This window comes from Aquimarina sp. AU119 (genome assembly GCF_900312735.1).
GTDB lineage: Bacteria > Bacteroidota > Bacteroidia > Flavobacteriales > Flavobacteriaceae > Aquimarina > Aquimarina algiphila.
Window position 1 is genome coordinate 14,159 of the sequence record NZ_OMPF01000001.1, and the last position, 23,413, is coordinate 37,571.

The 23,413-nt window shown below is 32.3% G+C and carries 21 protein-coding genes; 8 read left to right on the forward strand and 13 right to left on the reverse strand.

Annotated elements, in window-relative coordinates:
* Positions 1-25: 25 nt before the first annotated feature.
* From lipB to DK442_RS00055, 4 genes are all read right to left on the reverse strand, one after another.
* Positions 26-742: a lipoyl(octanoyl) transferase LipB gene (gene lipB, locus DK442_RS00040; protein ID WP_109433795.1), complete on the reverse strand. Its 717-nt coding sequence runs from the start codon at positions 740-742 to the stop codon at positions 26-28.
* A 55-nt stretch (positions 743-797) separates the two neighbouring features.
* Positions 798-1,556: a hypothetical protein gene (locus DK442_RS00045; protein ID WP_109433796.1), complete on the reverse strand. Its 759-nt coding sequence runs from the start codon at positions 1,554-1,556 to the stop codon at positions 798-800.
* Between the two features lie 210 nt (positions 1,557-1,766).
* Positions 1,767-3,341 carry a S41 family peptidase gene (locus DK442_RS00050; protein ID WP_109433797.1) on the reverse strand — a complete coding sequence of 525 codons (1,575 nt, stop codon included), beginning with the start codon at positions 3,339-3,341 and terminating at the stop codon, positions 1,767-1,769.
* 101 nt (positions 3,342-3,442) lie between these two features.
* The gene (locus DK442_RS00055; RefSeq protein WP_109433798.1) at positions 3,443-3,598 is read right to left on the reverse strand and encodes a YqaE/Pmp3 family membrane protein; all 156 of its coding nucleotides are present in this window, start codon (positions 3,596-3,598) and stop codon (positions 3,443-3,445) included.
* A gap of 105 nt (positions 3,599-3,703) precedes the next feature.
* Between DK442_RS00055 and DK442_RS00060 the strand changes: the two genes are divergently transcribed.
* From DK442_RS00060 to lysS, 4 genes are all read left to right on the forward strand, one after another.
* Positions 3,704-4,777: a helix-turn-helix transcriptional regulator gene (locus tag DK442_RS00060; RefSeq protein ID WP_109433799.1), complete on the forward strand. Its 1,074-nt coding sequence runs from the start codon at positions 3,704-3,706 to the stop codon at positions 4,775-4,777.
* A gap of 112 nt (positions 4,778-4,889) precedes the next feature.
* Positions 4,890-5,372, forward strand: coding sequence for a DUF1573 domain-containing protein (locus DK442_RS00065; protein ID WP_109433800.1), 483 nt, complete (start codon positions 4,890-4,892; stop codon positions 5,370-5,372).
* Between the two features lie 94 nt (positions 5,373-5,466).
* Complete coding sequence (locus DK442_RS28430; RefSeq protein ID WP_200825067.1) at positions 5,467-6,363, forward strand: hypothetical protein; 897 nt, start codon at positions 5,467-5,469, stop codon at positions 6,361-6,363.
* Positions 6,364-6,433: 70 nt separating this feature from the next.
* Positions 6,434-8,125, forward strand: coding sequence for a lysine--tRNA ligase (lysS, locus tag DK442_RS00075; protein ID WP_109433801.1), 1,692 nt, complete (start codon positions 6,434-6,436; stop codon positions 8,123-8,125).
* 75 nt (positions 8,126-8,200) lie between these two features.
* On the opposite strand, the gene DK442_RS00080 is transcribed toward lysS, so the two are convergent.
* A complete protein-coding gene (locus tag DK442_RS00080) occupies positions 8,201-9,940 on the reverse strand; it encodes an alkaline phosphatase (RefSeq protein WP_109433802.1) in 1,740 nt (579 codons plus the stop codon).
* Between the two features lie 195 nt (positions 9,941-10,135).
* On the opposite strand from DK442_RS00080, the gene DK442_RS00085 reads away from it, so the two are divergent.
* Positions 10,136-10,744, forward strand: a complete 609-nt coding sequence (locus tag DK442_RS00085) for an SPOR domain-containing protein (RefSeq protein WP_109433803.1) — start codon at positions 10,136-10,138, stop codon at positions 10,742-10,744.
* A gap of 56 nt (positions 10,745-10,800) precedes the next feature.
* Positions 10,801-11,166, forward strand: coding sequence for a Dabb family protein (locus tag DK442_RS00090; protein ID WP_235010897.1), 366 nt, complete (start codon positions 10,801-10,803; stop codon positions 11,164-11,166).
* A 99-nt stretch (positions 11,167-11,265) separates the two neighbouring features.
* Here DK442_RS00090 and DK442_RS00095 read toward each other — a convergent pair whose 3' ends face one another.
* The 8 genes from DK442_RS00095 to yiaA form a co-directional block, all read right to left on the reverse strand.
* Positions 11,266-11,610, reverse strand: a complete 345-nt coding sequence (locus DK442_RS00095) for a DUF6515 family protein (protein WP_143918479.1) — start codon at positions 11,608-11,610, stop codon at positions 11,266-11,268.
* Between the two features lie 82 nt (positions 11,611-11,692).
* The gene (locus tag DK442_RS00100; protein ID WP_109433806.1) at positions 11,693-12,241 is read right to left on the reverse strand and encodes a GDYXXLXY domain-containing protein; all 549 of its coding nucleotides are present in this window, start codon (positions 12,239-12,241) and stop codon (positions 11,693-11,695) included.
* Positions 12,242-12,251: 10 nt separating this feature from the next.
* Entirely contained in the window at positions 12,252-13,532 is a 1,281-nt protein-coding gene (locus DK442_RS00105) for a DUF2157 domain-containing protein (RefSeq protein ID WP_109433807.1), read from the reverse strand.
* A 70-nt stretch (positions 13,533-13,602) separates the two neighbouring features.
* Complete coding sequence (locus tag DK442_RS00110; protein ID WP_109433808.1) at positions 13,603-14,502, reverse strand: hypothetical protein; 900 nt, start codon at positions 14,500-14,502, stop codon at positions 13,603-13,605.
* A 16-nt stretch (positions 14,503-14,518) separates the two neighbouring features.
* Complete coding sequence (locus DK442_RS00115; RefSeq protein WP_109433809.1) at positions 14,519-16,369, reverse strand: beta-ketoacyl-ACP synthase III; 1,851 nt, start codon at positions 16,367-16,369, stop codon at positions 14,519-14,521.
* Positions 16,370-16,383: 14 nt separating this feature from the next.
* Positions 16,384-17,124: a sterol desaturase family protein gene (locus tag DK442_RS00120; protein ID WP_109433810.1), complete on the reverse strand. Its 741-nt coding sequence runs from the start codon at positions 17,122-17,124 to the stop codon at positions 16,384-16,386.
* A gap of 26 nt (positions 17,125-17,150) precedes the next feature.
* Entirely contained in the window at positions 17,151-17,522 is a 372-nt protein-coding gene (locus DK442_RS00125; protein WP_109433811.1) for a hypothetical protein, read from the reverse strand.
* A gap of 152 nt (positions 17,523-17,674) precedes the next feature.
* Positions 17,675-18,154, reverse strand: a complete 480-nt coding sequence (gene yiaA, locus DK442_RS00130; protein ID WP_109433812.1) for an inner membrane protein YiaA — start codon at positions 18,152-18,154, stop codon at positions 17,675-17,677.
* A gap of 178 nt (positions 18,155-18,332) precedes the next feature.
* On the opposite strand from yiaA, the gene DK442_RS00135 reads away from it, so the two are divergent.
* The gene (locus tag DK442_RS00135) at positions 18,333-19,817 is read left to right on the forward strand and encodes a hypothetical protein (RefSeq protein WP_109433813.1); all 1,485 of its coding nucleotides are present in this window, start codon (positions 18,333-18,335) and stop codon (positions 19,815-19,817) included.
* Between the two features lie 246 nt (positions 19,818-20,063).
* Entirely contained in the window at positions 20,064-23,351 is a 3,288-nt protein-coding gene (locus tag DK442_RS00140) for a DUF5107 domain-containing protein (RefSeq protein ID WP_109433814.1), read from the forward strand.
* Positions 23,352-23,413: the final 62 nt, after the last annotated feature.

Genomic DNA, 23,413 nt, shown 5'->3' on the forward strand with positions numbered 1-23,413 from the left:
TAGAAACTATGTTATGCGACACTCCCTAGACTTCTGTATTTTGTGATATGAATTGCGCTTCAAACAAAATGGCAAAATGTTTTAGTAGTTTTTCTTTTACTTCTTCTTCGTTTACTTTTTCCTGTCCAAGTTCAACATTAAGGGATGTAACTGCTTTACCTTTTATCCCACACGGAATAATATTATCAAAATATCCAAGATCAGCATTCACATTAAGCGCAAAACCATGCATGGTAACCCAACGACTAGCTCGAACTCCCATTGCGCAAATCTTACGTGCAAATGGCGTTCCTACATCTAACCATACTCCTGTTTCCCCTTCACTGCGAGTTGCATTAATGTCATATTCTTTTAGCGTAAGGATGACCATTTCTTCAAGAAAACGAAGGTATTTATGAATATCAGTAAAGAAATTATCAAGATCAAGAATAGGGTATCCTACGATTTGACCAGGCCCGTGATATGTTATATCCCCTCCTCGATTAATTTTATAAAATGTAGCTCCTTTTTCTTTAAGCTGCTGTTCTGATAAGAGTAGGTTACTTATATCTCCGCTTTTACCTAAAGTGTATACATGCGGATGCTCTACAAAAATGAAGTAATTCGGCGTATCTAATCCAGCATCTTCTCTTCGGTTTTTTACTTTGATATCTAAAATTCCTTTAAAAAGATTTTCCTGATATTCCCAGGTTGCTTTAAAATCTCTGCTTCCGATATCCTGTATTTTAACTTTTTTATTCATAGCTATAAAAGAAAAGCAAAGATACGACGATAAAAAAGAGTGAAAAGAGAATCGACTACTTTTCTAACTCTACTTCTACGTCTAGTATTTTAGGATTTTCCATAAATTCAATAAATCCAACTTCGAGAGTAAAGCTCTTTGCATCTAGACTAAAAGTAGCTTTGTCTGATGACATTTTTATTATTTTTCTCGGAAAACTATATTTCAATTTATATTTAGAACTTGCCAAAAACATTCTCATTTGTTCTAAACTATCAACATTTTTTTTCACCTTCTCGGCATCAATAATCTCAGTAATTCTACTAAACTTATTATTCTTGAAGTTATATTTTACTCTAGTACCATCATCTTCTGATATTGTCATTCCTGCAGGAGTTTGAGCATTATTTTTCCCCAACTTTTTACCACTCATTGTCATTGCAATTTTAAGATCCCTGAGTACATCTCCTAATTCTGAAACATCCCCAAAATCTTTATACATATCCATATTCATCTTCCCTAACTCAGAGTTCACCACCATATGCATTTCAAAGTCTTTTAATCTGTGTAGTTTTTCTTGTTGATCTGTTGGTAATTTAGAAATACTATCTTTATTTTTTTCTAAAAAGTCTTTAAAAACTAATATCGAATCTATTTCCTCCTTTTTTCCTTCAGAAACTTTATCTCCTCCCATTTTCATCAATTCTGAACCATCAAAATTTATCGAAATTTTTCCGGTTCCGTCTTCATTTAAATCTAAATTCTCAGAAAAATGACATCCTACCAAAAGTAAGGCAGAAACCATAGTTAAAATACCGTAATAAAATCTTTTCATATTATATTCATATTTATTCAGGTTTCTAAATCGTATCAAAATTATGATCATCCTTGTCAAGAGATTTCTTAAAACCTTTAGCCATTTTCTTTGTTTATGAGTAGTTTGTTTATACTTACAAAAGCTCAACTAATATACAACGATTAAAAAAAGTGAACAACGAACCTTATTTTATTCTTAGGTAATACGATACAAAAACTTAAAAAAACACTAGTTTGATTCTTGTATATCTCTAATTACCCAATCCATTTTATTATCTTTTTCCTTTGAGATTTTTTCAATGTAAACATCAGGCTTAATTCCAAAACCATCGGGTTGGATAGTATGAGGAGCATTTATTTTCATCAGCCCTACTCTCATATTTATTTTTGAATTTGGAAGTTCAATTATCGCAAAAAAACCTGCAATAGTACCGTTATAGGCTCCACCGGTTTCTTTTCCTACAAAAGTAGCACGTTTTGTAGCTTTTAAATGAGTCGATAATATACTACTTGCTGAAAAACTTTCTCCATCAATTAAAACATAAACTTTACCATCAAAAGAATTAGGTTTTGGTTCTCTAAGTCTACTATATTTAAAATTAAAATATGGATCTCCATTTTCTTTTTTAACTTTAAACATTTGATACACAGACAGTACAGGTAACAACAACGTTGTCCCTGTTTTTTGCAACCATGATTTACTATGAAATAATGGATATAGAAAGCTCATACGTTGTGTCATTTTTGCTTTTTCGATAAACACATATTTTTTATTGGTCAAATACGAATAAAGCTCATCTATCTCTGCAAGCCTTCCGCCTAAATTCCCTCTTAAGTCAATAACTAAGTTCTTACAATTTGCTGAATCAATTTTTGAAAAACTTTCCTTGTAAAAATCTTTATAATTGCCTTTGGTAAAGCGTCTGATTTTCATATACGCAATGCTAGGAGCAGTATCAGAAACTATAAACCTAAAATTTCTATTGTATTCTTTTTTATACTTATCAAAACCATATTTATTATAATGCTTCCGTAATCTCTTATTCTCTTTTTTAATTATTTTTTTTTCTGATTTACTAATTTTTACAGCTGGGACTACCACTGTATCCTTGTTTAAAACCTTTTTCTCTTTACTATAATTGGCATACAAATAACGCGAATAAACACTATCATTAGTTTTTAATCTCATTAACACACTGTCTTTTTGTTGATGTGTTCGGGTATAAAGAAAGCCAAACCCTCTACTCGTATATTGAGGAATAAAAGTAGTATTATACCCATCTCCTGTATGTAACTTCTGAAAAGAATCTAATAAATCACTTGTTTTTTCATTATCCACACTCAATAGCTCAGAACCTACCACAACAGTGCTGTCTTTGCCATAAATCTTATTTACAAATAGTTTATTATCAATCCCACGAAATGCTAAAGATCTAAAAGGAGAACTTCTTTTTCCTCTAACTTTTTTTTCTTTTCTGGTTTGCTTAGTTCTTGGAGAATAAATAGCCGTATGCCCTTGCCTAATACTAGCCACTACCGGTGCAAATTGCTTATAAAACTCTAAACTGGATATAGGTTGTTGTACACTAGCTTTTAATTCATTTATTTTTTGATCTAATGAATCTTTACTAATATACCAATATAAATCAGGATGTAACCTTTGCAACTTATGATATGCAAAATCAATATCGCTACGTACTTGTTCTGGGCTATGTAATGTACTAATCTGTTGATTGTATTTTTTTACTGAAGAACAACTTGCCAATAGCACAATTAGCAAACATATAAGTACTTTTTTTATCATAAATCTTTGGTTTTTTATTTTATTCAGCGAAATGTGTGCCACATTTTAAGTCAATCAACTTAACTGCCACTGGTCATCCAAAGCTATGAAAGATTTATGGATTATTTTGGATTATTAAGTATTACCAATGCGGCAATTACACCAGGAACCCAACCGCAAATGGTTAATAATAAAACTATTAAAACTGACCCACAACCTTTATCCAATATTGCTAAAGGAGGAAAAAAAATAGCCAACAAAACTCTCCAAATACTCATAATTAGTAGTCTAAATAAATTAAATGTTATAATTATATGTATTCAAGAATTTTATTATGTTACAATATTATTGTAAAATTAATCTCTATATTTTCAACTAGTTTTATGATTAACATGAAATTTCAATACCTTATTCTCTACTTTATTCTATTCGCGAGTCCCAAAATGCTATTCGCACAATACGAATTTTCTGGATATGTTGATAAGCAAAATTGGTCTGGAGATATCTATCTATCATTAATCGAAGATTACCGACAATTATCAGGAATATATCCTGAGCAAATTATTCAAAAAGTAACTAGTGACTCTTTGGGGTATTTTAGCTTTTCTGGTGACAATCTCCCATCAGAAAATCGTATGTATAGAATACACATGGAAAATTGCTCTGAGCATGAAAAAAAAGCAGTGCATTTTAATGGATTTTGCTCTGATAGTAAAGAAATCCTATTCATTGCTAACAATAATGATACGCTCACACTACCTTTTTCTTTTGACAAAGAAATGTTTTGTAAAATTATTTCGAATAATCAAAAGAGCAATGCTTTTATAAAAGTAGATTCGATTATTGGTGAAATGCGTTTTGCCTTTGCTTCCTATAGAAGTGAAACTAATCGAAAAATAAATACAAAAAAATGGTTCTCTACTTTACAACGTTATGCACGAGATCAAGGCGAACCACTTACAGAACTTTATATATATGCTTTTCTATCTGATAAGGCAAATAATTTACACGCTTACTATCTTGATGACCTAAAGCATAATTTGTACTATGATCAATTGTTAGAGCGACTTGAGGAAAAATACTCCAATAATACATATACAACTCAATATAAAGCAGAATTAGCTTCGGATAAGTTCTTAATTAGTTCTGGAAAAACTGCTCCTAAAAACTATTGGCTATGGTTAGTATTGATTCTATTAATTTCTTCGGTAACACTTAATATTTTTCAATTTGTAAAATCTCGAAGGAAAAATAATGTATATCCAAGCTTTGGAAAAAATCTTACACAGCAGGAGCAAAAAGTATTAGATTTCATTCTTGAAGATAAGACCAATAAGGAAATTGCCGCCTCTATGTTTGTAAGCATAAGTACAATAAAAACCCATATCAATAATTTATACAAAAAACTAGATGTTCGCTCCAGAGAAGAAGTTAAATCACTGTATATCAACAAATAATTAAAATTCCACCCGGGATCTAGTCCCCATTTCAAACCCAGTTTTATTGATTTTACTCTCCCTTATCTTGATTTTTGATCACATATCTATTTATGAATTAAAAACAAGAATAATGAAAAGAGTCCTTTTAATTTTATCTGTAATTTCTATTAGTGTACTTACATCCTGTACCAATAATGCCTCTAGTAAAGTAAAACCTGAAAATGTGGCTGTGGCTAATGTTAGAGATGCAAAAGCCAAACTGTTACCGGTAATGACTTTTGATAAAACCAATCATGATTTTGGAATTATTGATGAAGGTGATATTGTAGAACATAAGTTTACTTTTACTAATACCGGTAATGCTCCTTTGGTAATCATAAGTGCAAAAGGTAGCTGTGGATGTACTGTTTCTAAATGGTCAAAAGAACCTATTGCTCCGGGAGCAACAGGAGATATGCTGGTAACCTTCAATTCTAATGGTAAACCTAATCTACAGAATAAGAAAGTTACCATAACTGCTAATACCACAACTGGTAAAGAAACTCTAAAAATTAAAGCCATGGTTACTCCTAAGAAGAAATCAGTCGCCAGTGGTATTCCTTTAAGCAAATAAAGGATTTAGAATCTTATACAAAGAAACCCTTCTGAATGGAAAGGGTTTCTTTAGATTAACAACCATAGTTTACAACCACTTAAACTTACTATAAATGAAAGCATTAGTATATTTTATTATATTCTTAATCTTATCCGCAAAAACACTCACAGCACAATCTTTTAATCGTGAAGTTAACATAGAAGAAAATTCCCCAATGCTCCTTGGTAAAATCAGCAATCATGGGCTTAATCAAAATCCATATAACCACTGGTTTTCAAAAAACTATACTGCATACACACCTAATCAGAATAGCATAGATTCATTAAAAACAGAGCTTCAACAGTATACCATCAAACTTTTTATGGGTACCTGGTGCGGAGATAGTAAGCGTGAGGTACCTCGTTTTTATAAAATATTAGAAAACAGCAATTTCCCTCTTGATCGTCTTACTACTATTGCTGTTGACCGAAGTCGAGAAGCCTACAAACAGAGTCCTGGCGGAGAACACGAAGGTCTTAATATACATAGAGTACCTACCTTTATTTTTTATAAAGATGGTAAAGAAATTAACCGAATTGTAGAATCTCCCATAGACACTTTGGAAGAAGATATGCTAGCCATAGTATCAGGCAACTACATTTCAAAATACAAATCTGTCCTATTATTAAATGATATTCTTGAAAAAAAGGGAGCTTTATACATATCCAAAAATGGAAAAAAGATAGCAAAACAATTTAAAGACAACGTCGAGAATCTATATGAATTAAACACCTATGCTAATGTTTTATTCTTTGCTAATAAAAAAAATGAGGCCATAACAATATTAAGCATTAATACCATATTGTTTCCAAAAGAGAGTTATGTTTATGTTAGTCTTGCAAATAAGCATGTTCAAATGAAGAATAAAGCCAGTGCAATCAAGTATTATGAAAAATCATTAGAGTTTGATAATAACGAAGAAATACAAAACAAAATTAAAGAATTAAGAACGACTGTGAATCAGGGGTAAAAGTTTTTAAGCAGACTTTTCTTTAAATTCTTCAAATAGGCTACTTTTGTGCCTTTAAAATGAAGAATCCATGCAATTATCAGAACAAGAACTTGTAAGAAGAGAGAAATTAAACGCATTGCGTAATCTAGGTATTGATCCTTATCCGGCGCCATTATACCCGGTAGACCATACCTCTAAACAGATAAAGAACAAGTTCGAAGAGGGTAAAAAGGTAATTATTGCAGGTAGATTAATGTCCAGAAGGATTCAGGGAAAAGCTTCTTTTGCAGAATTACAAGATACAGATGGACGAATTCAGGTCTATTTTAACAGAGATGAGATTTGCACAGGTGATGATAAAACCAAATACAATGAAGTCTATAAAAAGTTATTGGATATAGGTGATTTTATCGGTATCGAAGGAGAACTTTTTACTACTCAGGTAGGAGAGAAAACTGTATTGGTTAAAGATTTTACGTTATTAAGTAAATCTTTAAAACCTCTTCCTCTGCCTAAAACTGATAAAGACGGAAATATATTCGATGAATTTAATGATCCTGAGTTACGATATCGTCAACGTTATGCTGATTTGGTTGTTAACCCTAAGGTTAGAGATACTTTTGTAAAGCGTACACAGATTGTAAATACTATTCGGGATTTTTATAATGAAATGGGGTTTTTGGAAGTTGAAACCCCTATTCTTCAGCCTATCCCTGGAGGAGCAGCTGCTCGGCCCTTTATGACGCATCACAATGCATTGGATATACCGCTTTACTTGCGTATCGCTAATGAACTATACTTAAAACGTCTTATTGTAGGAGGATTTGATGGAGTATATGAGTTTGCAAAAGATTTTCGTAATGAAGGTATGGATCGTACACACAATCCAGAATTTACGGTTATGGAAATGTATGCAGCTTACAAAGACTACCATTGGATGATGGATACCACAGAAAAATTACTGGAAAAAGTAGCCATCAAACTGCACGGAACTACTGAAGTACAGTTTGGAGAAAATGTAATTAATTATAAAGCTCCTTATAAGCGTATTGGTATTTTGGATGCCATAAAAGAGCATACTGGATATGATCTTTATCAAAAAAGCGAAACCGAAATTCGCGAAGCAGCAAAAGCTTTAGGTCTTGAGGTTGATGAAACTATGGGGATTGGAAAAATGATAGACGAAATTTTTGGTGAAAAATGTGAAGGAAATTATATCCAACCTACATTTATTATTGACTATCCTGTAGAGATGAGTCCTCTAACCAAAAAGCATAGGTCTAAAGAAGGACTTACTGAGCGTTTCGAATTAATGGTTAATGGTAAGGAATTGGCAAATGCATATACAGAGCTTAATGATCCTATTGATCAACGTGAGCGTTTTGAAGATCAACTTCAACTCTCAGAAAAAGGAGATGATGAAGCTATGTTTATAGATCAGGATTTCTTACGTGCCTTAGAATATGGTATGCCTCCTACCTCTGGTATAGGTATAGGTATTGATCGATTGGCTATGTTTATGACTAATAATCAATCTATTCAGGAAGTACTATTCTTCCCGCAGATGCGTCCAGAGAAAAAGCAGGTAGAACTTAATGATAATGAAAAGGCAATCTTTGATATTCTTAAAAAAGAACAACGCATGGCCTTAACAGACCTTAAAAATGCTGCAGGTTTAAGTAATAAAGGCTGGGATAAAGGCTTAAAAGGACTTTCTAAATTAGGCTTAACAAAAGTCACAAAAACTGATGACAGCCTAATTATAGAAGTGACAGAATAAACAAAAACAACTAATTAAAGTGATAAAAAAACGCAACCTTACCGGTTGCGTTTTTCCCCTTATTAAAAACAAATTCTAAATATACGAAGCTGTATTCCCTACAGTTTCGTTATATCCTTCTTGAGCAACTGTGCTAATAATATTCCATTGTGCATTAGCCTCTCCTGCTGTAAATGTCACTTTTAGATACCCTCTACTAGATACATCTGTATATTGTAGATCATTAATTAACACTTCCAAAGACTGTTCAAAACCAGCCACTGCTGCTGTATCCAATCCTATATATTGTTCTAATCCAGGAGAAGTTACAGAGGATGTTGCAAACTCAACACCAACCTCATCTCCATTTATATCTTTTAAAACACTGTACCAGGCATTATGTGTATCTCCCGCCAGACATACCGTTTTCTTTCCTCCAAGTGCAGCAAAAAGCTGCTCTCTTTCTACAGAGTATCCATCCCATGCATCAAGGTTATACGGAACAACAGTATTTACTCTAGCCATTTCTGCTGTCGTAACCGTAGTATCTCCAGCTAATACCCTTCCCTTAATTGTTGTTAGTTCTGTTAATGCTGTCTGAAACGCTACTGATGTTGCACTAGATACAGTTCCTGTAGCGCTTACTTCTCCAATAATCCTACCTAATAGAATTAGTAATTCTGCAGGCATAAACATTTTGCCCATTAACACTTGTTGACCCAATACTTGCCAGGTAGCACTACTACCAGATATCACTCCCGATAACCAGGTTAACTGATCAGATCCTAATAAACTTCTGGTTGGATCTTGTAATGCAGCTTGAAAAGCCAAACCATCTAATTGTCCTGTAGTAGCATCAAAAAAGTCATTATATGATAATTGTTTATCTCTTCCTATAATCCTTGTATCCAACATATGAAGACTCACTATAGATCCAAAATCAAAAGACCTATATATTTTTGCCGGGTCTGTAGATATTATAGGTAAATATTCACTATAAACCTTTATTGCAGTCTGTTTTCTTGTTTCATATACCCCTTCATTATCCTGATGATTTTCTGCTCCATCTTTATATGCATCATTTGTGATTTCATGATCATCCCATACACAAATAAAAGGTTTCTTCTGATGTGCTAACTGTAATTGCTTATCTCCCCTATATTGCTTGTATCGATTTCTATAATCCTCTAAGGTTATAATTTCATTTTTCGGACTATGTACTCTATCTAATGCTATTGTATTTTCATTTGTTCCGTATTCTCCTTCTCCATATTCATAAATATAATCTCCAAGGTGTACAATCACATCAACATCAGAATTTGCCATGGCTTCGTAAACATTAAAAAGTCCTGCTGCATAATTCGCGCATGAACATACTGCCAGTTTAACATCTGAAACAGCATCTCCTTTTGCTGGTAATGTTATTGTTTCTCCTGTAACTGATACTGTTTCTGTGGACAAATCAAAGAATCTATAATAAAACTTACTGTTTGATGTTAACTCCTGTACGTCAATAGCAATGGTATAATCCCGATCTGCAGAAGTCGAAAATTCACCACTTCGTATTACGTTTTCAAAATTTGCATTAGTAGCCACTTGCCAATTAATCTTAATCTCTGTTGATTGAGAAGCTGTGGGTGTAAATCTAGACCAAATAATAACACTAGTACTTTTGGGATCAAAACTCGCCACTCCTTCAAAGAAATTATCTGTAGTTAAATCTGGTATTTCAATATTGGGTTGATCATCATCATCATTGCAACTAATATATATTGATGCCAGCATCAAACCTCCAGTTGCCAAAAGTGATTTTTCAAAAAATTTTCTTCTATTCATTTTTACCTTTTTTGCTTTTCAAAGATATTTTTGCTTTCATATGTAAACGTTATCCTTGGATTAAATAAACCTTACTTTTATTATGTTTAAGTACTTATGGTTTTCTTGAAATAGGAATAAAAGGTTATCTAAGATTTATAAAATCTTAAAGTTTTATAAGAATCCACTATATTTGAGTCTCTAAATACGAATCAGATGCCTTTTATAACCGACGAAGAACTACAACAGTATAAAGATCAGATAGAAAATGCTGAAGAAGCTAAACGCTCTGCTGACTATACGCGTAATAAAGCTGTAAAAGACGAGCAGGAAAAATCTCAAAAATTTAAAATTGCAACAATCATACTTGGTATTATTGCATTACTCGGCGTCGCCGGAACCGTATATTTTATGAAGTTTAATACTCCTGCAAATATGGTATCTCAAAAAGAGCATAAATCAAAAATTGCTCTTCAGGAGACCAAAATTGCTGAGTTACAAGAAACGATTCAAAATCTTTCTATGAACCAGGAATTGAATGGTTCTGATGGTGAAAATGCTAGTCAGGGTTCTATATCCGGTGAATTAATCTATGCTGTCCAGATTGGTGCTTTTGAGAGTAAAGATCTTTCTTTGTATTCTGATAATTTTGTGAATTTTAGAGAAATCAAGAGTGGAGGGTTTAACAAATACGCTTTAGGGAACTTTGAAACTCTTAATGAAGCCAAAAAATTTAGAAGAGAATTGGTTGGATTAGGGTTTAGAAATGCTTTTATAGCTTCCTATCGAAACGGAGAGCGTATAAAGATAGAGGAGGCTTGGTAAACTATCGTTTTTGGCATCTTCTAAAAAAAGAAATAATGATACGAAGTCTATTTTTCATGATTACATTAATGACAATTACCTCTGCTTGTCAAGATAAAAATGATTTTGATAAGAATTTTGTGCATACTGTCTATTTCTGGTTAAATAATCCTGACAGTAAAGAGGATCGAATGGCTTTTGAAACGTCATTAAAAAAATTCCTGAATACTTCTAAATATGCCAAAACCAATTTTATTGGCACTCCTCCAAGTGCATCCAGAGATGTTGTAGACGGTTCTTTTACATATTCTTTACTTGTGACATTCTCTTCGGCAGAGGCACAAGAGCAATATCAAAAAGAAGAAGCTCATTTATTATTTATCAAGGAATCTTCAAATCTATGGAAGAAAGTAATTGTTTACGATTCTCAACCTTCAGAATAAAACTTCACTATACTTTTAACCTGTATCTCAAAACAAAAATCTCAGGACTCCATTGAACCCTGAGATTTATCAATCAATTAACTAACCAACTCAATTCAACTAAACGTTAACAACAATATACCTTTTACCAGATCTCTTATAGTATACTCCACCACACTTATAATACTGTACTCCTCTTACTCTTACTACTCTATACCCTCTTGGTAACGTAGTTACTCTAACTCCAACGGGAGCTGTAACCCTTCTATATGATCTGTTCTTTTTAACATACCACACACCATTACTTCTATAATAACGTACATTTTTATGCATTATAATTTTTGGATTGTGCACCTTCGTAACTACAACTCCACGTGTTGGACGAGTTGCTGCAGTAGTAGCACATGATGTCATTAAAAATCCAAATAATAAAACAGGTACAATAATTTTTAATATCCTTTTCATATTCATAGTATTTTGGTTTCTTACTACTTAAGACTTTATTATTAAAAAAAGGTTTAATTAAAAATCCAAAAAAAGTATAAAATTATTCTACATATTCCTGTATTGGCATATTATCAATAATCAAATTATCAAGAACCGATTGACCATTTTTAATATATACTAAGGCATACACATTATCGATTACACCATCCCTATTCGCCTTGGCATATGCTTTTTCTGCATCATAAGCTTTGGTCTCCTCCATATAAAATCTATTAAAAGGTAATTCGAAAGTTACACGGTCTGGATATACATAGGTAACCTGAGCCTTAACATAATCATTCTTGATATCTAGAGGTTCTTTACTTATTTGATAAATTTTGGCAAAACCATCTTCATCATTCTCAATATATACTCGTATTTTATCCCCTTTTACATAAGTAGAATCTGAGGTTGCAAAAGAATTTATTTGGAATTGAAGTGTGACATATTTCCCTCTAAATGGATCTGTAGGATCAATCGGACGAGTCTTGAACTTGTATACTGTGCCAGAAGTCAAAATATCTTCGTTATCATAAATCATCTTTAGCGGAGCAAAAACCTGCACTAATGCCAATGCTATAAACCCTATAAATATATATGTTGTTTTCATTTGTTTTTGTTTACTGTTTTTTAACCTTTTGTTTTTTTAACATGATATAATTCGTTAAAAAGAATCCTGCTCCTACCAAAACGAACAAAATCCCTCTAATCACAAAACTCATTCCTGTATCAAAAAATCTGCAAATGATAAGTATAGAGATAATAAGAAGTCCGTAATTAAGAATTCCGAAATTAAATTTATTTGCTCCAATTCTAATTGCAGACATTCCTAAAGCAAATACCAATAGATTCATGAGTATGACAGGTATAATCCCTGTAGAAGAAAGTAAAAAATATACCAACCCAAAGATGATAAAAGCTATCTGAAAAAGATTAATTGAGCGTATTCCTTTTTTAAAAGTAGCATATCCCAAAACCGATAACGTTACTATTGCCAAAACGATCGTTGTATAAACTTCTTGTGCATCATAATTAAATTGATCAGGAACGTCTTCCCATATCCAACGGAATGTAAAGATCATAAGACATATAACCGATCCTAATGAACCAATAATTAGAAATCCGTTTCTAAGGGTTCTTAATTCTTTAAATACTGAAAGTCTTCCAATATTATACAGCAGTCCGAACATAATAATATACATCACAAATCCCAAAACATCTCCATTACCTACAAATGCACTCAATGCTACAACTACACTTATCGGTAATATCCAATTAAAAATAGTTACAGCATTACCCGACACGTTTCTTTTTAAAATATTCCAATAATGAGGAATTACCCCCAAAAGGAAGATTAAATACAACCAAGGCGTTTTATGACTTCTGAAATCCCATACTCCAACTTGTACAGCATAATATGTACTTGTCACTATCACTAATAGTGTCACTGCATGTGACCGTAAAAGATATATTAAGGGTAAGCAAAGTACAACCCAGGTAAGCAGGAAAGATCCTAATTCTCCTGGGATGTTATAAATTTGACTTACCAAGGAGATACTTGCTCCCACAGAGAAAAATAGAAATGTCCCTGAAGCCTCTTTCCAGGTGTTACTTTTATTTTTAAGGATAGAAAAACCTGCCATAGCCTGCCCTATAACCAGAGGAACAAACGCCAGAATGGTTTTTGTTAATCTAGAGAAATCATCCCAATTGTGTGCCAACATTAAAATAATACCAGAACCTATCAGTAATGCCCCAAAAACTCCAAAAATCATAAATAAAGAATTCGGTTTCCCCTCAGCTTTATTTGCATAATATTTTTCAATCTTACTTGAAATCTCAGGAGAAATTACATTATCCCTGACTAAAATTTGCAGCTCTTTATTAAATTTTGAACTCATAATATAATATCATTTAGTTATGAAAATAACCTATAGTTTTAAATTGTGTTTTATCTACGACATATTATTACTATTTCTTTTTTGGCATCATAATACCATCACTTACATTTTCCTTTTTAATATTCACCAGAATTTCATGTAACGTCTCTGCTGCCAAGCCATGTAACACTAAGTTATACGCAGCAGAATATGTACTTCTAGGCACCATTGGATGTTTGTTATTCACTAATCCCAAATGTCCTGGAGTACCTAATATTTGAGAAACATAAACCGCAATAGTTTCATCTAATTGTAAAGAATTAGAAGCTCTTACAAAATCATTTGCTGTTAGAAAAAGTTGATAAAATGGGGTAAAAAGTTCTATAGCAGATCTTAAATCCAAAATATTTGTCCATTTATTCGGAAACTTAATATGATCAAATTGATCTTCAGAAATCATTGAGGTATTCAACTTTTCTACAAAACCAATAGTTACATTCTTATCTTTTAATTCACTATTTAAATTAATAACAAAGTTGAATAAGTTTAAATCATGATTAAGAAACAGATCATCTTTCACATCATTAAAATCTTTTGGTTTTAACGGACTTGTTTTCACTTCCACACCTTCAATGTTACCTGCTATAAACTCTAAAATCTCACTCCCTACATGAAAATGTCTAAATATCAACAAATTAGCATTTGGGCTCACAAAACGCTTAAGTCCCCAAGCCAAAATAATATGTAAAAACCTTGATGAGTTAAACAATTTTGGAAAGAAAAACTTTAAGACATGGATAAAAAACATGGTGATTTTTGACCAAAATACAAGCAAGGGCCTTAAGTATCTCGCCGATCTAGAGTCATTATCAGACATCAATGCTCTTTTTGTTGTATCATTTATGGGGATACTATTATCCAGATATAGTGCTAACCATGGGTTAGGATCTCTGCTATCGTGTTCTGCGATTTCGAATATATCTTTTTTCATCGGTTTGTATTATTAATTAATAATTACCTAATTCGTTTAATTGCATTTCATACAAAAGTGCCGTTGTCTTAGCGGTCTTTACAATTTTTTTAGCTAGGTCCATATGCATCAAAGGATGGTTTAAAGCTTTTTCTAAATTTTCAAAATGTTTTTCGTCTGCCACACCGTGGTAGGTAAAAAAAGAAACTTGATTGTCTTTAAGGTCAAGTTGATCTTTTATCATTGTACCCCAATGCGCTGCCAATCTTTTGCCAATACCTTCTATGATAAACATAGCTCCTAAAAGATCTATCGGATTAGGTTTACTGGCTTGCTGAAACATAAAAGAAGATAGTCCTATACTCCCAATATTTTTTTCTCCAGAATGAATTTTGGTAACAGATTCTCCCAGGTTTTCAAAATTTAGTTCTAACATTTGATAATCCTTATGCTCTGCAGCGGTATGTTTTATAAAAGCAGAACGAAGATCAAATAATTCGATACCAATATTAGAAGCTGCTCTAGATATCCATTGCGAACCATCTATCACTTGCTGTCTTAAATCCATTAACAACAACTTATAATCGTCTATACTCAACGTTTTGTTATGTATTTTTTGAACAATTGGCACTTTTAATAAATTAGCTTCAAAATCAATCCAAATCCGAGAAAGGTTTCTCACCAACCATTGTGATACATCATCAGAATTAAGGTTTAACTCTGGCGCTTCTATTTCTCTAATCGGGTAACTTTTCTGTGTCACATCATTATGCCCTACAACCGTAAGTTTCATAAATGAGGTGATAAAGCGACCGCTTTCGGGCACCATACACAATATAGATTGTCCTTCTTTTAACTTACCAGAATACATCAACTCTTCTAACATAATAAATATTGATGCTGCCCCGGTATTTCCTTTACTTACCAGGTTACTAAACCATTTCTCTTCTGCAATCTCCCCTCCGCCTTTTTCCATAAGATCCTTTATCGGTTTTTTAAAATATTCTGATGAATAATGACAGCATAACCAATCTATATCTTTGGGAGTAATCATCCCTTTATCTATAAGTTCAAAATAGTGACTCACTCCTGTTTGTACTACTTTATTAAGTAGTCGAACATCCTGTTTAAGATTTATTGCTCCATCTTTTGATGCCGATTCATAGTCAGCATAATCCAACCATGTTTTCTCTGCTTCGTTTTGGTTACTATTTTTCCCGGTATACATGCATACAGGAAAGGTATGTGCGTGTGATTTTAAATCTATCCATTCGATCTTTAAGGATATTCCTTTTATACTTTTCTTATTCTCTAACACCAATGCGCCAGCTCCGTCTGAAAGCATCCATCTTAAAAATTCTGTATCAAAAGGAACTGATTTCATTTTTTGAGCTTCAAATCTGGAAGCTTTAAAAAGTCTGCTTGCAAATTCACTTCCCACACAAACTGCATTTTGTTTCTCTTCACTTTTTATTTGCACATAAGCATTCTTTAAAGCCATCATGCTACTTGCACATACACTTTGAAAACTTGCTACCTCACAAGCAGCTGAATTTAATCCTCCATGCACCATACTTGCAAATCCAGGAACAGGTAAATCTCCTTGTGTTGTTCCGGTTGACAAAAGCTCTATTTCTTTTTGACTCAAACTACTTTTCGCAATGGCTTGTTCTATTGCGTTTACTGCCAGTTGAGCATTAGAATGTGTACTTTCTTGTTTTGTATTTAGTGCAAAATATCGTTGTTTAATTCCGTTTTGCTTTAATATACGGTCTTTTACTGCGCTCTTTTCTCCATTAATTTCACCTAAATAATGTTCTATTTCATCATTTGAAATAGGCTTATTTGGTAAATAGACACCAGAACTTGTTATATATACATTTTTCATACGTTTAAATCTTTTTATTTTTTTGATTGCCTTAACCGGCTTATTTTATGATTTAATTGATCTAAGATATTAGATGCAAATCCGTAGTTTTTCCTGAATTCACTGTGATGTGCATTGTGTCTGGTTCCAAACAATTTCCAACCAGTTCCTTTTCCTGTTCCGAATCTGTAATTACAATGCCCAGAATAATTTAATAATATACTGGCTAAAGGATATAGAAAAACAGCAACTGGAGAAAATGGAATGAATGGAAGCAATGTAATAGGAACTGTACTTAGCAACAAAGCTTCAAACCAATGAAAGCTATACACAGAATACACAGTTGGTATTATAGATTTATGATGCACTTTATGCACATGTTTCATAAAAAAAGGAATGTGCATTATACGATGAATCACAAAAAAATGAATCTCATTCCATATCGTGAGCAATGCAACACCTAATATAATATTCAAAAATGTATCAGGTAGTAAGACTATCGTATTTGTTCTTATACAATACACCACAGGAAGTACAGAAAATCCAAAAACAAAAATTGATTTCAGAGCATGCAACTTCTCGACATTCTTTTGTCTTTTTGTGGCTTCTTTTTTTAGAATTCTATGGACAACTTTTTTACTTTCTAACCATAGACATGCCTTTTCAAATATGGGAGCAATCCCAAAATAAAGAAAAAAGAAATACAAAAACGTAAGTCCGTAAAGCCATATATAGGAATACTCATAAATTATTGTATGGATTAATTCTTTAGCCATGTCACACTCTTTTTTGTCTCATTCTCTCAGGAATTAATAGATAGAATATCAGCTATTTTATTTTTAATATTAAAAAATGTAATCGCTGTAAAATATGCCGCAATACTCATAGGCATAACTCCAAAAAGAATTACATCATCTATAGATCCTTGTATGCCTATAAAAAAGTATGCTACAACGATTCCCCAATATATAAGTAATCCTCTTCTGACTCTAAGACTATGTTTTTCCCATCTTATGAAGAAACCTAATCCCATTACAACTTGAATTAACCCCAAACCAAACTGAGATATTAATCCATACAACTCATATTTCATTGTTCCAAAACCGGACAACATATGTCCAATTAAAGTAATTGCAAAAGCTAATATGTTAATTATAAATACTACTTTTTTCATCTTTGTGGCATTAAAAAATTATTATAATAGACCTTAATCTTTAAAAATTATTACAAAAAGGCAACCGTGCCTGCACGGCTGCCCTTTCTAATCATCAAAACAAGAAGCCCCAAGCCCCCCTAAGGCTCCTTCTTTTGATTCCTCTTTTTTGATTACTTCCCGCTGGTTTCGATAAATTTCTTATCTCGAGTATTCTTTTGCACTGCAATGGCCGCAAATAAACTCAAGGTAAAAGACATTCCATAAAATCCTTTTTCACTAAGTTCCAAGTCAGCGTTCCATAATCCGATAACCAATAGCAGAATAGAGGTTATTGTCGTAAACCAACTGATCCCATAATACATATCAGTTACAGGAATTCCCTCTAATCTATCCCTAACACTTTTTTGCACTGATACTGCAGAAAACAATCCAAATAATAGAATTGTAAAATAGTACCCCTTTTCATTAAGCGCCATGCTTGTTGCATTCCATAATCCAATGCAGTAGGAAACCATTCCTATAAATACTGCAGACCAAGATGCCGAAATAAATGCCGGAGTCGGCTTTTGATCATATACTTTTGTTTCTTTCTTTTCAACTTTTTCATTTACAGTATCCTCAGATACGTCATTACTAAATTTATACTCCATGATTATTGATTTTGATGATTAATTTAATGTTCAATTGTTTATTCGAACAGGACAAATGTGCGATGATTCGATCTAGAATAAAATTCAATTTTCAATAAAAACTTACGATATATATTATATTAAAATTCAATTTTATTATTATTTACAGTACTTTTATTAAAAATATACTTACTATATAATGAATACTATTTCTTCTATAATTCGTACTTTATCTAATGAAGAAAAGCGAAGTTTTATCTCATTACTCCGGCAAAAGAATAAGAGAAATGATACCAAAAACATTAAGTTATTTAAACTATTAGATAATACATCGCCTCATCAGGATCTTGATATTCAGATTTATGGAAAAAGAGCTAAAGGTGCTTATCATGCATTAAGTAAAAGGTTACATGATACACTTATTGATTTTATTGCTTCCAAGAGCTTTGAAGGAGAAACCTCTGAAGAAATGGAAATTCTAAAGTTACTTACCGTAAGTAGAATTTTCTTCGAACAAAAACAATACAAAATTGCATTTAAGACTATTCATAAAGCAGAACAAAAGGCAAAAACTTATGACCTTTTCAGTATCTTAAATGAAATATATTATACACAGGTTCAATATGCTCATCTCAATTCTGGAATAGTAATAGAAGACTTATTCTCTAAGTTTAGAAATAACAAAAAATCACTTCAACAAGAAGAAAATTTAAATCTATTCTATGCTACTGTGCAGCATGAACTTCTAAAAAACCGAAGAGATGCCGTTCCTATTATAAAAAATACATTAACCAAATTTGGGCTATCTATAACACAAGATCTTACTTTTAGATCCTTATTTAAGATTCTTGAGATTACGAATCAAACTGCTCATATCACCCGAGATTATTATTCTATACTTCCTTTTGTAGAAGAAACTTATAATCAGATTGATGCCAAAGAAAATTTAATAGATAAACACTCCTTCTACCATATTCAGATTTTATATTATGTAGCCAATTCATACTTTCGGAATAAAAACTTTAAAACTTCTCAGGAGTATCTTTCTTTAATGCATCTTCAAATGGAAAAGCATCAAAAAAAATATTTCAGACGATTTTTCCCCCAGTATACTTTACTAGAAACCTTTAATCTTAATTATTTAAATCAAGCAGAACGCGCAATTCAAATCCTTGAAACCTTTGATTATGAAAAGCACAAAGATCAAATCACATATCTTTTAGACTTAAAATTGAGTCTTATTGTATGCTACTTCCAACAGCAACGATTCAAAGAAGCATTGAGTACTCTTAATGATTTTTATCATAGTGATCATTGGTATACCGAAAAAGGGGGTATTTCGTGGGTAATCAAAAAAAACCTTATCGAAATCCTATTACACATAGAACTTGATCATATAGATGTAGTAGAATCTCGAGTAAATAGTTTTAAGAAGAAACATGGGGCACATCTTAAAAAAAATAATGAAAATCAAGTTCTAGAGTTTTTAAAACTTGCAACACTATGTTATCATACTCCAGAGGTATTGACTAATGAAGAGTTTAAATATAAAGTTCAAAATTCTCTAATTTCATCCACTAACCCAGAACAGGAAGATATTTTTGATATGAGTTTTTATGCCTGGATAAAATCAAAGGTAAACCATACTAACCTTTATGAAACGACATTGAATCTATTAAGATAGTAATATTCTCTTCATCTTTTTTTAATATGAACTATTAATCAAACATTGATTATATAGAAACTAATAAAGATGTCATGATTTTTATAGTTTTTCATATCCCTAAGGCAATTAGGTAATTTGTTATACACTTTAGAACAATTACTCTCTAAACTAGATAATATGGCACTTCTTTTTTGACAAAATAAAAGTATCTTGATTGATCACACATTTAGTGTAAACCAACAATTAAATATATTATAAAGCATCATGAAAAATAAGTGTATCTTCATTTTTGCAGGGCTAATATCTCTATGTACATTTTCGCAAGTAAAAGTGTATGAAGGAACAGAAATTATTCCTACATATAAAATTCATGAAAAAGAACGTAGTCCAATTTTTTTTACAGGGAGAAGCGTACAAGGTGCAGAAGGACGAATGTATCCTTATCCTTCACAATCAAATTTGGGAGATTCTCTTGTAGATATGGATTACAATATGGTGTATTTAGAAAATGAATATATCAAAGTAAAGATATTACCTGAATTTGGAGGAAGGTTGTTTTCTGCAATAGACAAAACGAACGGGCATGAATTATTTCATACTAACAGCGTTATAAAGCCAAGTCTCATTGGTACTCTTGGCGCCTGGGTTTCTGGTGGTATTGAGTGGTGTTTTCCTCATCACCACAGAACTACCTCTATGCTGCCCAGTGATTATACAATAGTCAAAAATAAAGATGGCAGCGTTACCGTTTGGATTGGAGAAACTGAAAAAACCATGCGTCTTAGGGGCATTGTTGGGATTACTCTTCGTCCAGGGCGCTCTTTTATAGAAACCGATTATCGAATAAATAATACCAATACATTAACAAAGACATTTCTTTTCTGGGCTAATGTTGCAATAACGGCTAATGAAGATTTTCGCACATTCTGGCCTCCTAGTCAGGAAATAGGCGTGTATCACAACAATACAAGTTTTACAAGATGGCCTATATCTAACGAAAAATATCATCACACAGATTATACCGCTGGTGTTGACCTTACCTGGTGGAAAAACCATCCCAATCCAGAATCGTTCTTTTTCTGGAATGGTACAGAAGGTTTTATTGGTGGTTATGATTATAGTCAAAAAGCAGGAACAGTGCATGTTGGAGATCCTTATGAGAATAAAACTTCAAAATTATGGCAATTCGGACCTGGTCTTGCTGGTCAAAATGCTAGGCGCAAATTGACCGATGATAACAAAGCGTATGTAGAACTTATGACAGGAACATTCTCTAACAATCAACCTGATTATAGTTGGATTGCTCCGCACTCAGTAAAAGACGCCAAAAATTACTGGTATCCTTTACGAGATATCGAAATTTCAAAAAACTCAACAGTTGATGCTTCTGTAACCCTTCAATTAAAAGGCCCAAAGACAGTATTTTATGGTTTTAATACCACCAAAGCTTTTCAACAAGCTTTAGTAACCTTAAAATATAATGATGAGATTATTATCAAAAAGGATATTGATATAGATCCTGCTACTCCTTTTACAACAAGCTACACACCCCAAAAAGAAATAGATGAACATAAATTATATGTAGAATTAAAAGATAAGGATGGGAATATTCTGGTTTCTTACGCACCATACAAATCAAAAAAAACTAAATTACCCAAGCCACAAGAAAAAACTAAAAGACCAGAAGACATAGAATCTGTTGAAGATTTATATTTAACAGGTAGGTTCGTTGAACAATTTTTTCGTCCTGGTCATAACCCTGATGATTATTACCTAAAAGGATTAAAAAAAGATCCTGAGAATTATAGGATAAATATTGCTATGGGTATACGCCGACTACATCAGTATAGATATCAAGAAGCCTTGCAATATTTACAAAAAGCAGCTAATAAACTACAAATACAATATTATCAACCCAAAGAAGGTGAACTTTACTATTATATGGCTATTGCTCAAAAAGAGCTTGGCAAAACTGATGAAGCCTATCGTAATTTCTCTCAGGCGACTTGGTACTATCAATGGTATTCAGCAGGATATTATCAATTAGCCTTGATGGAGAGTACTAAAAAAAACTATAAAAAAGCACTTGAATATATTCATAATGCATACACTACCAATATTATGGACGGGAGAATAGTTGTACTATATAGTGCTTTACTACGAAAACTCAATGCTCCTGAAAAAGCTTCCGAATTGATAGATAAATTAATCGCATATGATCCCCTTAACTTTTCTGCTTATTATGAAAAAAGTCATTTACAAGGTGCTCCTTCATTGGCAAAATGGCATAAAAACATGCAAGATGTAAACAACAACTATTTAGAAGTTGCTACAAATTATATGAATGCTGGCTTAATCGATGATGGTATAACCCTTTTATCCTCATTAAAGAAACCACAAAATCCATTAATTTATTACTATCTGGCATGGTTTTATACTCAAGCTGATAAACTATCAGAGGCAAATACCATGTTGAAACTTGCCAAAAACACCTCTTTATCATACTGTTTTCCCTACCGACGAGAAACTGAAATTGTACTTAAAAATGCAATTAAAATTGATCCACTTAATGCTTCTGCTCATTATTTACTGGGAAATCTACTCTATGACAATCGACCAGATGATGCAATTTTGGCTTGGCAAAAGGCAAGCAAAATAGAAAATAAAATCCCTATGGTATGGCGTAACTTGGCATTTGCAGCATTTTATCATCAACATAGTACTGATAATGCAATTTCTTATATAACCAAAGCTATCAAGGCAGAGAGTGATATTCCTCTTTGGTTTACAGAACTAGCAAAATATTATGATGTCTCTAATATCGATTCTAGAGAATGTCTCGATATTCTTCAAAAGCATTTAGACATCGTTAAAAAAGATGTTTCTGGTTCTAAAACACTTATCAAACTCTACAACTTAAATGGGAATTATGATGAGGCCATACAATTACTTAAAAACCATCATTTTAGAACATGGGAAGGCGGTCGAGGCATTTATCATCACTATGTAGACACATATACACTAAAAGCTATTCAGCTCGCTAATAATCAAAAATTTAAAGAAGCTATTACTCATTTAGAAACTGCTTTGGTATACCCCAAAAACTTAGAAGTGGGAAAATCTTCTACTGATGAAAAAAATGCGCTCATTTATTATTATATGGGCTTAGCGTATGATAAATTATCAATGAATGAAAAGGCAATGGTGAATTATCAAAAAAGCACCGAATCCAAAAATGCGAGGTACATGTATGATTTACTTTATTTTCAGGCTAAATCTTTTGAAAAACTTGGCAACATTGATAAAGCAAACGAATTATTTAATAGCTTGTTAGACAAAGGTGAAGAACTTATAGAAAAAGGAACGCACATTACAGGTGTTGCAATCGAAGATGCTTCTTCAAGAAATAACAAATTACGATCTTCTGCTTACTATCTTAAAGCTTTAGGAAATAAAGGACTAAAAAACACCACTAAAGCTCAACAATTCTTTGAGCTTGCTATAAAAGAATATAAAAACAATTTATGGGCAAGAACTCTCATGAATCAATAATACCAAATAAGTCATTAATCAAACTTACAATTTCTAATTCAAACCTCTAACCTCATCAAAAT

Excerpts from the sequence above, each read along its gene's own strand:
- lipB (WP_109433795.1), bottom strand. The coding sequence starts at position 742 with ATGAATAAAAAAGTTAAAATACAGGATATCGGAAGCAGAGATTTTAAA.
- DK442_RS00045 (WP_109433796.1), bottom strand. The coding sequence starts at position 1,556 with ATGAAAAGATTTTATTACGGTATTTTAACTATGGTTTCTGCCTTACTT.
- DK442_RS00050 (WP_109433797.1), bottom strand. The coding sequence starts at position 3,341 with ATGATAAAAAAAGTACTTATATGTTTGCTAATTGTGCTATTGGCAAGT.
- DK442_RS00055 (WP_109433798.1), bottom strand. The coding sequence starts at position 3,598 with ATGAGTATTTGGAGAGTTTTGTTGGCTATTTTTTTTCCTCCTTTAGCA.
- DK442_RS00060 (WP_109433799.1), top strand. The coding sequence starts at position 3,704 with ATGATTAACATGAAATTTCAATACCTTATTCTCTACTTTATTCTATTC.
- DK442_RS00065 (WP_109433800.1), top strand. The coding sequence starts at position 4,890 with ATGAAAAGAGTCCTTTTAATTTTATCTGTAATTTCTATTAGTGTACTT.
- DK442_RS28430 (WP_200825067.1), top strand. The coding sequence starts at position 5,467 with ATGAAAGCATTAGTATATTTTATTATATTCTTAATCTTATCCGCAAAA.
- lysS (WP_109433801.1), top strand. The coding sequence starts at position 6,434 with ATGCAATTATCAGAACAAGAACTTGTAAGAAGAGAGAAATTAAACGCA.
- DK442_RS00080 (WP_109433802.1), bottom strand. The coding sequence starts at position 9,940 with ATGAATAGAAGAAAATTTTTTGAAAAATCACTTTTGGCAACTGGAGGT.
- DK442_RS00085 (WP_109433803.1), top strand. The coding sequence starts at position 10,136 with ATGCCTTTTATAACCGACGAAGAACTACAACAGTATAAAGATCAGATA.
- DK442_RS00090 (WP_235010897.1), top strand. The coding sequence starts at position 10,801 with ATGATTACATTAATGACAATTACCTCTGCTTGTCAAGATAAAAATGAT.
- DK442_RS00095 (WP_143918479.1), bottom strand. The coding sequence starts at position 11,610 with ATGAAAAGGATATTAAAAATTATTGTACCTGTTTTATTATTTGGATTT.
- DK442_RS00100 (WP_109433806.1), bottom strand. The coding sequence starts at position 12,241 with ATGAAAACAACATATATATTTATAGGGTTTATAGCATTGGCATTAGTG.
- DK442_RS00105 (WP_109433807.1), bottom strand. The coding sequence starts at position 13,532 with ATGAGTTCAAAATTTAATAAAGAGCTGCAAATTTTAGTCAGGGATAAT.
- DK442_RS00110 (WP_109433808.1), bottom strand. The coding sequence starts at position 14,502 with ATGAAAAAAGATATATTCGAAATCGCAGAACACGATAGCAGAGATCCT.
- DK442_RS00115 (WP_109433809.1), bottom strand. The coding sequence starts at position 16,369 with ATGAAAAATGTATATATAACAAGTTCTGGTGTCTATTTACCAAATAAG.
- DK442_RS00120 (WP_109433810.1), bottom strand. The coding sequence starts at position 17,124 with ATGGCTAAAGAATTAATCCATACAATAATTTATGAGTATTCCTATATA.
- DK442_RS00125 (WP_109433811.1), bottom strand. The coding sequence starts at position 17,522 with ATGAAAAAAGTAGTATTTATAATTAACATATTAGCTTTTGCAATTACT.
- yiaA (WP_109433812.1), bottom strand. The coding sequence starts at position 18,154 with ATGGAGTATAAATTTAGTAATGACGTATCTGAGGATACTGTAAATGAA.
- DK442_RS00135 (WP_109433813.1), top strand. The coding sequence starts at position 18,333 with ATGAATACTATTTCTTCTATAATTCGTACTTTATCTAATGAAGAAAAG.
- DK442_RS00140 (WP_109433814.1), top strand. The coding sequence starts at position 20,064 with ATGAAAAATAAGTGTATCTTCATTTTTGCAGGGCTAATATCTCTATGT.